General features: G+C 69.6%; 10 protein-coding genes and 1 pseudogene. 4 read left to right on the top strand and 7 right to left on the bottom strand.

Translation table 11 applies throughout. The features are described 5' to 3' along the window. Positions 1-58 precede the first annotated feature (58 nt). On the top strand, positions 59-817 hold the full coding sequence (locus KUM49_RS24090; RefSeq protein WP_217239001.1) for a hypothetical protein: 759 nt from the start codon (positions 59-61) through the stop codon (positions 815-817). 125 nt (positions 818-942) lie between these two features. Further along, positions 943-2,559, top strand: coding sequence for a CocE/NonD family hydrolase (locus tag KUM49_RS24085; RefSeq protein ID WP_217239000.1), 1,617 nt, complete (start codon positions 943-945; stop codon positions 2,557-2,559). Positions 2,560-2,818: 259 nt separating this feature from the next. Here the strand turns inward: KUM49_RS24085 and KUM49_RS24080 are convergent, their stop codons facing one another. Together KUM49_RS24080 and KUM49_RS24075 are read right to left on the bottom strand one after the other, a co-directional pair. Continuing rightward, positions 2,819-3,562, bottom strand: coding sequence for an amino acid ABC transporter ATP-binding protein (locus KUM49_RS24080; protein WP_217238999.1), 744 nt, complete (start codon positions 3,560-3,562; stop codon positions 2,819-2,821). Between the two features lie 125 nt (positions 3,563-3,687). Next, the gene (locus KUM49_RS24075) at positions 3,688-4,095 is read right to left on the bottom strand and encodes a DUF6278 family protein (RefSeq protein ID WP_217238998.1); all 408 of its coding nucleotides are present in this window, start codon (positions 4,093-4,095) and stop codon (positions 3,688-3,690) included. Positions 4,096-4,270: 175 nt separating this feature from the next. On the opposite strand from KUM49_RS24075, the pseudogene KUM49_RS24070 reads away from it, so the two are divergent. Continuing rightward, positions 4,271-6,031: pseudogene (locus KUM49_RS24070) on the top strand (GDSL-type esterase/lipase family protein); the annotation flags it as partial. A gap of 8 nt (positions 6,032-6,039) precedes the next feature. Here KUM49_RS24070 and KUM49_RS24065 read toward each other — a convergent pair. The 4 genes from KUM49_RS24065 to KUM49_RS24050 all read right to left on the bottom strand — a co-directional run bounded on the left by KUM49_RS24065 (position 6,040) and on the right by KUM49_RS24050 (position 10,489). Next, positions 6,040-6,819, bottom strand: coding sequence for an exodeoxyribonuclease III (locus KUM49_RS24065; protein WP_217238997.1), 780 nt, complete (start codon positions 6,817-6,819; stop codon positions 6,040-6,042). Between the two features lie 63 nt (positions 6,820-6,882). Beyond that, a complete protein-coding gene (locus KUM49_RS24060) occupies positions 6,883-7,518 on the bottom strand; it encodes an MBL fold metallo-hydrolase (protein WP_217238996.1) in 636 nt (211 codons plus the stop codon). A 33-nt stretch (positions 7,519-7,551) separates the two neighbouring features. Then, positions 7,552-8,853 (bottom strand): 4-carboxymuconolactone decarboxylase, encoded by a 1,302-nt coding sequence (gene pcaC / locus KUM49_RS24055; RefSeq protein WP_217238995.1) that lies wholly within the window; start codon positions 8,851-8,853, stop codon positions 7,552-7,554. A 457-nt stretch (positions 8,854-9,310) separates the two neighbouring features. After that, on the bottom strand, positions 9,311-10,489 hold the full coding sequence (locus KUM49_RS24050; RefSeq protein WP_308406715.1) for a site-specific integrase: 1,179 nt from the start codon (positions 10,487-10,489) through the stop codon (positions 9,311-9,313). On the opposite strand from KUM49_RS24050, the gene KUM49_RS24045 reads away from it, so the two are divergent. Beyond that, positions 10,463-11,260: a hypothetical protein gene (locus KUM49_RS24045; RefSeq protein ID WP_217238994.1), complete on the top strand. Its 798-nt coding sequence runs from the start codon at positions 10,463-10,465 to the stop codon at positions 11,258-11,260. The two genes, KUM49_RS24050 and KUM49_RS24045, sit on opposite strands and share 27 nt — an antisense overlap. A gap of 218 nt (positions 11,261-11,478) precedes the next feature. On the opposite strand, the gene KUM49_RS24040 is transcribed toward KUM49_RS24045, so the two are convergent. Further along, entirely contained in the window at positions 11,479-12,447 is a 969-nt protein-coding gene (locus KUM49_RS24040) for a LysR family transcriptional regulator (RefSeq protein ID WP_217238993.1), read from the bottom strand. Between the last annotated feature and the right edge of the window lie 2 nt (positions 12,448-12,449).

Here is a 12,449-nt window from a genome sequence, read left to right as displayed (position 1 = left end):
AGGCGCGAGGAGCCGGTCTCGAACACCGGTTTGCCTTCGCCCGCTAACATGCGCGCCCATGAATGACGACGTGCGCAACATCGTCCTGGGTGTGCTGGCCGCCGGCATCAGTGCCGCGCTCGGCTGGCTGGCCCGGACCTACCTGTGGAAGCGGAAGCTCCGCCGCAAGCAGGCCTTCTTCGGGCTGCCCGACAACTCCGAGTCGCTGCTGGTGGTCAACCGCGGCGCCGGCGGGCCCGACCTGGCGGTGATGCGCTACGACGTGTTCGCGCTCCTCGAACTGGCCGCACTGATCAAGGACTGCAACGCCCACGCCCAGGTCGTCCCGCACGACGCGGCCCGACAGGGTTTCGGTGAGCGCACCGAGTTCTGCGTCGGCGGCCCGGCGTCCAACCGCCGTATGGCCGCGCATCTGTCATCCCTGCTCCCCGGCGTGCGGGTGAACGTGGACGCCGAACCGACTCCGGACCGCGGGGCCTTCCAGATCGGCTCCGAGCGCTACCGCGTGGACGTCGGCAGGACCGAGTACACGCTCCTGGCCCGGCTCACCGTCGACGAGAGCCACGGCACCCGCCCCGTCTTCCTCTTCTGCGGTCAGACCGCGATCACCAACCAGGCCACGACCCGGTATCTCGCCCGCAACCACGAACGGCTGACGCGCAAGTACGGCAACTCGGCCTTCGTCCTGCTGCTGAAGGTGGTCAACTCACAGGCGTACGGAGCCGACGTCGTCGAACTGGTCGCGGACGTCACCCGGGAGGCACAGGCACCCCTCCCGACCCCGGCGGCTCCGCGCAATTCCCACCGGGCCTCCTAGGTTTCAGCACATTCCACCAATCGTTACTCCCACGTAACTTACCGACGGGTTACTTACGGTAAGAGGCCGACGTTACCGTCGGGTCACTTTGCACTTACACGAGTGACCGAGTGATGGAGTGAACCATGGATCCAAGGGGCGCGCAGCGCCTTCGAACAGGGTGGCGGTGGGCGACGGGTGGGCATCATCGCAAGGCCCTGCGCACCACCACCGTGGGTGCCGTCTCGGCGACGCTGATCGCCGGCAGCGCCCTCGGGTTCGCCCCGACCGCCCAGGCGGCGGCCGCCATCCGCTTCGTCGACATCGCCGGCGACGGCGGTACCGTCCTCAAGGCCAACGTCATCACGCCCGCCGGCGCCGACGGCACGCGCCGCTACCCGCTGCTCGTCATGCCCACGAGCTGGGGTCTGCCCCAGGTCGAGTACTTCGCCCAGGCCCAGAGGCTCGCGAACTCGGGCTATGTGGTGGTCAGTTACAACGTGCGCGGCTTCTGGCAGTCCGGCGGCGAGATAGAAGTCGCGGGCCCGCCCGACACGGCCGATGCGTCCAGGGTCATCGACTGGGCGCTCGCCAACACCCCGGCCGACGCCCGGAAGGTCGGCATGGCCGGCGTCTCGTACGGGGCCGGCATCAGCCTGCTCGCCGCCGCCCACGACAAGCGCGTCAAGGCGGTCGCCGCCCTCAGCGGCTGGGCCGACCTGATCGGCTCGATCTACTCCGGCCGCACCCAGCACGTCCAGGCCGCCGGGCTCCTGGACGGCGCGAGCGTGATCACCGGCCGCCAGGGCGCCGAAGTCCGGCAGGTCTTCGACGACTTCTACGCCTCCAACCTGGCCAAGGAGCCGGAGCTCGTCGCCTGGGGGAAGAAACGTTCCGCTGCGAGCTATGTCGACCAGCTGAACAGCAACGGCGCCGCGGTCATGATGGCCAACGCGTGGGGCGACACGGTCTTCCCGCCCAACCAGTACGCGGACTTCTACGAGAAGCTGACCGGCCCGAAGAGGCTGGAGCTGCGCCCCGGCGACCACGCGACCGCCGAGGTCACCGGCCTGTTCGGGCTGCCCAACGACGTGTGGACGGACACCGAGCGCTGGTTCGACCACTACCTCCAAGGCGAGGACAACGGCATCGACCGCGAGCAGCCCGTCCGGCTCAAGTCCCGTTCCACGGGAGGCTACGAGGGCTATCCGGACTGGAAGTCGGTGGGCGCGACGCGGAAGAAGATCGCCCTCGCCGGCACGGCCACGATCCGCGCGAACGTCGACTCGGGCGCCAACGGCGGGGTGGTCTTCCTGTCCAGCATCCTCGACCAGGTCGCCCAGTTGCCCCCGGTCGCCTCGATCCCGCTGCTCCCCCGCCGCTGGGCCGCGGTGTGGCAGTCGGAGAAGTACGCCAAGGCGCAACAGGTGCGCGGCACCGCGAAGTTGCACACCACCCTCACCCCGGCCAAGGAGAGCGGCACCCTCGTCGCGTACCTGTACGACGTGGGGCCGCTCGGCCTCGGCAAGCTGGTCAGCAACGCGCCGTACACCTTCCACGGGCAGACCCCCGGAAAGCCGTTCGCCGTCGACCTGGAGCTGTTCTCCACGGCCTACGACGTCCCGGCAGGGCACCGGCTGGCCATGGTGGTCGACACGGTCGACCCGCTCTACATCGAGCACAACCCGTCCGGCGCGCAGCTGACCTTCTCCTCGCCGGCCACCGACCCGTCGTACGTGTCGATTCCGCTGCGCGAGCAGTGATCTCCGGCTGCTGCCGGGCGGGTATGGGCTCTCGAGCTGCCACCCCCCTACGGTTTCCGGGCCGTGGGGGGACCCCCACCCGGCAGCAGCGTCATCGGTTCGGCCGTCACGTAGGTGGACAGGCCACCGTACACGTGGTCGTGCCGACGGGCCGTCGGCCCGGGAAAGTCGCGGAGCGCTGGGGCGGTGTTCGTCGGGATTCCCACGACCGGGGCGAAGGGCACACGGGTGGTACGGAACACGGTGCGTACTCCCCCGCTCAGTGCTTGAGGATCTTGGAGAGGAAGTCCTTGGCCCGCTCGCTCTCCGGGTTGGTGAAGAACTCCTCGGGGGAGCGGTCCTCGACGATACGGCCGTCGGACATGAACACGACGCGGTTGGCGGCCGAGCGGGCGAAGCCCATCTCGTGGGTGACGACGACCATGGTCATGCCGTCACGGGCCAGTTGCTGCATGACCTCGAGAACTTCGTTGATCATTTCCGGGTCGAGGGCCGAGGTCGGCTCGTCGAACAGGAGCGCCTTGGGCTCCATCGCGAGGGCGCGGGCGATGGCCACGCGCTGCTGCTGCCCGCCGGAGAGCTGGGCCGGGTACTTGTCCGCCTGGTCGGCGACGCCGACGCGGTCGAGGAGGTCGCGGGAGCGCTTGTCGGCCTGCTCCTTGCTGCGTTTGCGGACCTTGATCTGGGCCAGCGAGACGTTCTGCAGGACCGTCTTGTGGGCGAAGAGGTTGAAGGACTGGAAGACCATGCCGACGTCGGCCCGAAGGCGCGCGAGGGCCTTGCCCTCGTCCGGCAGCGGCTGCCCCTCCAGCGTGATGGAACCGGAGCGGATGGTCTCCAGCCGGTTGACGGCCCTGCACAGGGTCGACTTCCCGGACCCCGAGGGCCCGATGACGACGACCACCTCCCCCTTGCCGACGGTGAGGTTGATGTCCTGCAGGACATGCAGCTCCCCGTAGTACTTGTTGACGTCACGCAGTTCGATCAACGGATCGACGGCCATGCCCAGCCCTACTCACTCTCAGCTGTGTCGTAGTTGCCGCAACCTATCCGGGCAAGATCGCAGCCATGGCACGACACGCACTTTCCGGGCATTAGCCGTATTTACGTCGACCTGGGTCCGGAGATTCACGCTTCGGCGACTTCGGCGTACAGCTGCGAGAGCTCGGGCACCCCGCTGCCGGCCCACTCGTGCCCGGCGGCCACGACGTCGAACTCGCGGCCGGAGGCCAGCCGGATGACGGGCTGGCCGTCTGGCCACAGGTCCCACGCGGCGCCGGGAACCGTGCGCACGATGACCGTGCCGAGATAGAGCCCGGCGTCGTTGCCGAGCCACGGCAGCACCTCCTCGTCGTCGCGCCAGCGCGGCACCAGCTGGTCCAGTGCCTCCAACGAGGCGACCGTGTCGTCGAGTTGGACGCCCTCCCGGGACGCCTGGGAACGCAGCAGTTCGCATTCGGAGAGGAGTTCGGCGATGCCCTCGGGGTCGGGGGCGCCGGGCTTGTCACGCCGGTTGCCCAGAAAAGGGATCTTCATACGCCCAGCGTGTCATCCGCACCGCCGTGCGCACCACAGGCGCGCGGGCCGTCGATTCCGGTCGACTTCACGCCGCGTTCGCGCATGGCTCGTTGACGCGTCACCGGCGTCTCTCTAGCTTCACGATGCGTCTTCCGTCTCGTCGTGAGCGGGTCGTGATCGGGAGGAGTCGGTCGTGCGCCGATGGGTCCGGGGTTGTGCGGTCGTTCTGTCCCTGTGCGCGGCCCTGTTGCCTCAGAGCGCCGCATCAGCGGTCCCCGAAGGCCGGGCGGATCCCCTCCCCTTGGAGCGGCTCTTCGACAACACGGCGGTCAGCGACGACGCCCGGCCCGGCGAGGCGGACTTCGACGGGTCCGGCGCCTCCCTGTCGGCACGGGACCTCACGGCCGCCGGCTGGACGCCCGGCCGCACGATCACCGTGCAGGGAGCCCGGCTGACCTGGCCGAGGCGAGGGGCGGGCGAACCGGACAACGTGCGGGCCGCCGGTCAGGACGTCCGGCTGGGCGGCCGCGGTGACGCGCTCGCCTTCCTGGTCGCGGGCACGGCCGGGGACCAGGCGAGCGGCACGGGCACGGTCGCGTACGCCGACGGCACCCGCTCCCCGTACCGGCTGACCGCCCCCGACTGGCGCCGCGGCCCGCTCGCCACCAAGGCGGTGGCCCTCCCGCATCTCAACACACCCGACGGCCAACTCACCGAGCAGGCCCGGCTGTACGTCGTGACAGTGCCGCTTGCGCCGGGGCGCCGGGTCGTCTCGGTACGGCTGCCGGACACGGCCGGCCTGCACGTGTTCGCACTGTCGGTGCGGGCCGGCACGCCCGGCTGGACGGGGAGTTGGGCGGCCGCGACCTCCGGCTACCCGGCTGTGGGGCCCTGGTCCGACCGGACGCTCCGGCTCGTGGTGCACACGTCCGCGGGCGGGCCTCGGGTGCGGCTGCGGTTCGACAACACCTTCGCCGCGGCACCGGTACGCGTCGGGAGCGCGACGGTGGCGGTACAGGCGGCGGGCGCGGCCGCGCGGCACGTGCCGGTGCCGGTGTCCTTCCGGGGTGCGCCCGGCGCCGAGATCCCCGCGGGAGCCCAGCTGTTCAGCGATCCGCTCGGCTTCGCGGTGCCGGCGGACGCCAACCTGCTGATCAGCTTCCATCTGCCCGAGGCGGTGTCCGCGGCGCCCGTCCACCGGCTCGCGGCGCAGCGGTCGTACCTGAGCGAGCCGGGCGATCACTCGGCGGACGCGTCCGAGGCGGCGTACACGTCGGTGGTGACGAGCTGGCCGCTGCTGACCGGCCTCGACGTGGGCGGCGGGCCGGGGTCCGTGGTACTGCTCGGAGACTCGGTCACCGACGGGGACAGGTCCACGGTGGACGCCAACCGTCGGTGGCCCAATGCGCTGGCCACCCGTCTGCTGAACCAGAGTGTGGTCCCGCACTATGGAGTGCTGAACCAGGGGATCTCCGCGAACCGTGTGGTCGCCGACCGTTATCCCGGTGACGGCGTCTCCCCGGACACGGGCGGGGTGAGCGCCCTGAACCGGTTCGACCGGGACGTCCTCGCGCAGACGTCCGCGCGTACGGCGGTCGTGTTCGAGGGGGTCAACGACCTGCGGTGGGGGGCCGCGGCGGAGCAGGTGATCGCGGGACTTCGGGAGCTCGCCGAGCGCGGGCACGCCCGCGGGCTGCGGATGCTGGCGGCCACGATCCCGCCCTGCGAGGGCGAGGGGCGCTGCACGGCCGCCGTCGACGCCCAACGGGTCGCGGTCAACGCGTGGATCCGCGACACCGGCGCGTTCGACGGCGTGCTCGACTTCGACGGCGTACTGAGCGATCCCGCCCGTCCCGCCCGGATGCTGCCCGCGTACGACAGCGGGGACCATCTGCATCCGGGCGACGCGGGGCTCGCCGCGCTGGCCGGCTCGGTGGATCTGCGACTGCTCGTGGGAGGCGGCTACACGTCCAGGTCCACCACGACCGGCGCGTGGTCCGACGCGCCCTTGCCCTTGCGCTCCTCGCGGTCCACGTACGCGTCGGTGACGGACTTGGCGAACGGCTCGTTGCCGTACACCAGGTCGATGCGCATGCCGCGGTTCTTGGGGAAGCAGAGCTGACGGTAGTCCCAGTACGTGAACGGGTGCTCGTACTTCAGGGGCCTCGGGACCACGTCCGACAGGCCCGCCTCGCGCAAGGAGGCCAGGGCGGCACGCTCGGCCGGAGTGACGTGGGTGGAGCCCTCGAAGGCCGACCTGTCGTACACGTCGTCGTCCGTCGGGGCCACGTTGTAGTCGCCCATCACCGCGAACGGGCGGCTGCCCGCCGCGTCGCCCGCGACGGCCGCCTTCAGGGCCTCGAACCACAGCAGTTTGTAGGCGTAGTGCGGGTGGTCCACCTCGCGGCCGTTCGGCACGTACACCGACCAGACGCGGACCGGGCCGCAGGTCGCGGAGATGGCCCGGGGCTCGGGGGCGCCGTCGAAGCCGGGGTCGCCCGGCAGGCCCTTGACCACGTCCTCGACACCGACGCGGGAGAGCACCGCCACGCCGTTCCACCGGCCGGTGGCGTGCACCGCCGCCTCGTAGCCCAGCTCGCGCAGCTGGTCGAGCGGGAACTGCTCCTCGGCGACCTTGGCCTCCTGGAGGCACAGCACGTCGGTGCCGCTGCTCTCCAGCCAGGCCAGCAGCCTCGGCAGGCGGGCGGTGATCGAGTTCACGTTCCAGGTCGCGATGCGCATGCCTGACAACCTACCGGGAGGGTCTGACAACCCGGCCCGCCCGGGTGCCGGGGCCCGGGGCCGTCATACTTCGGCCGACTCCCCCGGCGTCAGCCGCAGGTGCTTCGAGCCGCCGAGGGCGCCGATCTGGTTGTCGTAGATCGGGCGGGCGAGGTCGGTGAGGAGGGCGTCGTGGATGTCGTACGCGCGTTGCGGCCCGACCTCACGGACGTAGTCGATGACCTCGGAGATCTTGCTCCACGGGGCCATCACCGGAAGCATCAGCGTCTCCACGGACCGGTCCGGGACGGTGAGGGCGTCGCCGGGGTGGAAGACCCGGCCGTCGTCCACGAGGTAGCCGACGTTGGTGATGCGCGGGATGTCCGGGTGGATCACGGCGTGCAGTTCGCCGTGGACCTGGACGTCGAAGCCGGCGGCGGTGAAGGTGTCTCCGTGGCCGACGGTGTGGACGCGGCCCGGGAAGGCGGTGGAGATCTTTTCCGCGACCGACCTGAGGGTCCAGATCTCGGCGGCCGGGTTGGCCTCCATTGCGGCCCGCAGCCGCTCCTCGTTGAAGTGGTCGGGGTGCTCGTGGGTGATCAGGATGGCGTCCGCGCCGACCGCGGCGTCCGTCTCGCTGAATCCGCCGGGGTCGAGGACGAGCGTGTGTCCGTCCTTCTCGAGGCGGACGCAGGCGTGCGACTTCTTCGTGAGCTTCATGGCTTCCATCCTGCCCCGGCCACGGCAGGGGGCTCATTCGGTCGGGGTGGTCTCCTCGCGGATGACCTGCTGGGCCACCTTGAACGCGCTGTTGGCCGCCGGTACGCCGCAGTACACGGCCGCCTGCAGCAGCACCTCCTTGATCTCGGCCGGGGTGAGGCCGTTGCGCAGCGCGGCGCGGGTGTGGAAGGCCAGCTCGTCCAGGTGACCGCCGGCGACCAGGGCGGTGAGGGTGACGCAGCTGCGGGAGCGGCGGTCGAGGCCGGGCCGGTCCCAGATCTCGCCCCAGGCGTAGCGGGTGAGGAACTCCTGGAAGTCCCCGGAGAACTCGTCGGCCTGCGCGAGGGCCCGGTCGACGTGCGCGTCGCCCAGCACCTCGCGGCGGACCTTGAGGCCGGCGTCGTAGGGGTCTGGGCGGCCCATGACCTGGGGCTGCGCCGTGGCCGCGGCGATCTCGGCGCGGGGCGCGGGCTGCGGCGGCGCGGCCGACAGCACCGGCTTGACCGGTGACGCGACGATGGCCGCCATCTGGCCGGTGGTGGAGTCGAAGGCGGGCTGCCAGGCGGTGGAGAAATGCCTCACCAGAAGGTCGGTGACGGCGGCGGGCTGTTCGACCGGCACCAGGTGGGAGGCGCCGGGGACGACGGCGAGGCGGGCGTCCGGGATGCCCGCGACCAGGGTGCGGGCCTCGGCGGGGCCGGTGACCTGGTCGTCCGAGCCGACCAGGACCAGGGTCGGCACACCGACCCGGCCGAGTTCGGGCCGCACGTCGAACGAGGCCAGCGCCTCGCAGGCCGCGATGTAGCAGCCGGGGTCGGTGGTGCGCACCATCTGCACGGCCCACTCGGTGATCGCGGGCTGCGCGGCGGCGAACCCGCCGGTGAACCAGCGGTCCGGGGAGCTGCGGGCGATCGGGTCGAGCCCGTTGGTCCGGACGATCACCCCGCGCTGCCGGAACTCGTCGGCCGTGCCGAAGCGCGGCGAGGCGGCGATCAGGGCGAGCGAGGCGACCCGCTCGGGGTGGCGCAGGGCCAGCTCGATGCCGACCGCGCCGCCGAGCGCGCAGCCCGCGTAGCCGAAGCGCTGCACGCCCAGGGCGTCGAGCGTGGCCAGCAGCCGGGTGCTCAGGTCGGCGACCGAGCCGGCCGGGTAGGCGGGGGCGCCGCCGTGTCCGGGCAGGTCGAACCGGAAGACACGCCACTGCTTGGCCAGCTCGGGAACCTGCCGGTCCCACATGTGCCATGTGGTACCCAGGGAAGGACCCAGGATCAGGACCGGGGCGTCTTCTGGCCCGTCAAAGCGGTATTGCAGGGTGTTCGGTGGTGTCTCGCTCACCCGTCTGAGCCTCTCATCTGTCACGAGATGTCACATCGCCGGGGTCGACCTAGCGGGCCTTGACCCGCTCCGGTCCTGCCAACGAGAACCCAGGTATACATTCTCCGGCATGTACTCGTGGCCGTGTCGGCAGTGGGCCCTCCGGGCGAGTGCCCTCCTTCAGTCGCTACGAGCAACGCTTTCCTCTTTGATCACGGCTTCCAGGCGGTTCAGGAAGCAGCATCGAGTGTGGTGGCACGAATGAAGCTCGGCCTGATCCACCTGGAAACCTTCCGAAATCCCGCCCAACAGCAGCTTAAACACCACACGGTGAACGCTTGGTAGACGGCGTGGCCGTAGCCGGATGCTCTCAGTTACAGCCACCGGCCCAAAACCAGCAAGCGGACTCCGAAGCCCCCTCGCCCCAATCCTGCAGGCCATACGGCGCGGAAGTCGCTCGGCTCATAGTCCACGTGGCTCACTCTTGCCCCTCCGCCGCACCCCCGTGCAGGCCATCCCAAGTGGTGGCGGCTCCGCGAAGATCTTCTACATCCGGCTTGACGTACCACCGCTTGGTCGTCTTTACGTTCGTATGTCCGGCCCATCGCGCGAGGATGTGGTCCGGGACGCCGTTGTTGGCCAGGAAGGTGAAGCACGACGAGCGTGCGTCGTAGAGCCTGACGCGACGGAGCCCGAGAAGCTCCATAAGCCGGTACGCGCGCCGGCGAAGTTGCTTGATCGTGAAGGCGTCGCCCGCCTCATGCGCCAGCACGTAGCCCGACACCGTGTACGCCTCCCCCAGAGCGAGCCTCTCCTCGGCTTGGAGAGCCCGGAATGCCTTGAGGGCTCCCAGCACCAGCGCCGGCAGCGGCAGATCCCGCTCACCCGCAAGAGACTTGGTGTCCTTCTCCACCACGTACCGGTTGCCCATCATCGTGCGCGTGTTGGCAATGACGATCGTGGCGTTCTCCAAGTCAACGTCTTCCCACCGGAGGCCGCAGACTTCAGCCGGACGAAGCCCCATCAGCGAAAGAAGAAGCGCAGCACAGAGACGCTCACCCCTAATTCCATGGATGAATTTCTGAACCTCCTGGACGTTCCAGGGCGGCACCTCCTCTTTAGTCTTCCGCTCTTCCTTGCGCGCTCTCCGGGGAATGGTCACGTGCGCAGCGACATCGACGTACACCAACCGCCGGGTAACGGCTCTCCCCAGCGCTTCCTTCAGCCGAGCGAGGCTCATATCCACACTCGTGACACTGAGTGGCGTCCCGGCCCTTTTGCCGCGCACGCGGCCATGCGCCAGCGCCCAGTCCCTCCACTCTTCCACGTGCTCTTCAGTAAGGTCCTGGAGACGGATATTGCCGAGCCTCCCCCGAACCCGATCCAGGGTAATCCCGTAGTTGTAGATAGTGGTTTCTTCGAGGTCCTCCGCTTTCATGGCCAGCCATCGGTCGAGCCACTCATTCACGGTGATCTTGTTGGGCGGAACAAGCGACCCATCATGCCGCCGGTTAATTATGTTCGCGTACTCAGCCCTAGCTTCCTTCAACGAGTCGAGGCTTTCGTCCAGCGCACCATCGCCGCCTTCCCTCCACGAATCAGTGACGAACTCGGCACGTGGGTCGGGGTCATGCGTGGCGCCAGCAGGCCCCACCACCGCGTCACCGACTACGCCACCATGCACCGCTACCTCATCTACCTGGCCACCCCACTCGCTGACCGGACCACCCGCTACACCACCTTGCGGCAGGTGACGGAAGCGGACGTCACAGCCGCTGTCACCGCGGTCAAAGGCCCACGCGCCCACGAGCGTGCCGTGGCGATCCGGTCGCTCTTTCGAGCCCTGAAACACGCCAAGCTCGTCTTCGTCGACCCCACCCGTGGACTCCGCACAACCCGTCAGGAACTGCTGCCCACAACCCTGGCCCCCGACCGCCTGGCCGGGCTCTTGGAGACCAGTCCCAACCCCGCTACCCGCCTGGTTCTCGCGCTGGTCGCCCTCCACGCAACCAGCGGCACCGACCTGCGCAATCTCGACCTCTCCGACGTGCTGCTCACCCGACGGCAACTTCTGATCCGCCGCCCCCACGGCCGTCACGTCGTCCACCTCGACGACACCACAGCAGCCCTGCTGCATGCCTGGCTCCGCTACCGCCATCAGCGTTGGCCACGCACCGTCAACTCGCACCTTCTCGTCACCCAACAGACCGCCAGCACGACCGATCCTGTCTGCGCGGACTACGTCTACAGGCGCTTCGATCCCGCCGGTCTGACTCTGCGCGCAGTTCGCGCCGACAGAATCCTGGACGAGGCCCGCGAGACCGAAGACCCCGTCCACCTCGTCCGTGTCTTCGGAATCTCCATCACCACTGCAATGAAATACATCCACACGGCCCACCCCCACCGTGGCGGCCCCATCCCTCCATGACGGCCTTGGAGTCCTGGCTCAGACACGAGCCGCAAAGTAGGTCGCGGGTAGCCGGACGAGCCCCTCGCGGTCGATAGGACTACGGCTTCTCACCGCAGCTGACGCCTGGGTGAACGTGCGATGGGGTTCTGGTTCAGTCGTGCCGACAGTGCGGCGGAGCTCGGTGCCGAAGCACAGGAACGGAGGTGAATTCCTCCCCCTCGTCCGGCGAGGCAAAGTCAGGTAGAAGTCAAGGCGCCGTCGCCTTCCTCTTGTGGTCCGAGTGGGCCGAGCCGGTGGTTGAGCGCGGCACCGACCTCGGGGCAGTTCTGGCGGATGATGTCGAGGAAGGCGTTCAGTGCCGGGGAGCGGTCCCGGGCTTGGAAGGACAGGACGAGATCGGGCAGAGGTGTGTGCGGGGTCACCTCGCAGAACCACGTGCCCCGTCGTTGGGCCGTCAGCATGCGGGAGGGTCCCAGACCGACGCCCACCCCGCAGGCGGCGAGGCCGATGATGGTGTGGATGTCCCTCGCGACGGTCGCGCCGGAGAGCGCCGGGGAGTCCTTGCCCAGCAGGGTCCGCAGGCCGGTGACGACGGCAGGCTCGTCCTCGCCCGGCGCCACGATCAGCGGCTGTCGCCGTAGTTGGTCCACGTCCACCGACGACTGCCCAGCGTACGGGTGCGTGCTGCTCACGACCGCGACCAGGTGGTCGTGTCCGATCGGGACCGATACCAACTGCTCGGCCCCGACGCCTCGCGGACGGCCGAGGCCGATCGCGACGTCAAGTTCGCCGGCGACGAGCGCGGCCGTGCTGCGGTTGGTCGCCATCTCGTGCAGTTCCAGCCGTACGTTGGGCCGTTCGCGGCCGAACCGGTCAAGGACGTGTGGCAGGGGTTCGAGCAGAGCCGAGGCGATGAACCCCAGGCGCAGCCGTCCCGTCTCGCCGCGCGCTGCCCGAGCCGCGTCGACCGAGGCCGCCGTGATCTCGTCGAGCGCCCTGCGTGCCCGGGATAGGAAAGCCTCTCCCGCAGCCGTCGCAAACACCCCCTGGCGGGTGCGATCGAACAAGCGGGTGCCCACTTCCCGTTCGAGGTCGGCGATCTGCTTGGACAGCGGAGGCTGCGCGATGCCCAGCGCACTGGCCGCCCGGCCGAAGTGTGCGTGCTCGGCGAGGGCCAGTGCGTACCGCAGGTGCCGCGCCTCCATGC

This window comes from Streptomyces sp. AC555_RSS877, from assembly GCF_019049245.1.
In the GTDB taxonomy this organism is placed as follows: Bacteria; Actinomycetota; Actinomycetes; order Streptomycetales; family Streptomycetaceae; genus Streptomyces.
This window is presented reverse-complemented; position numbering and strand designations above follow the sequence as displayed.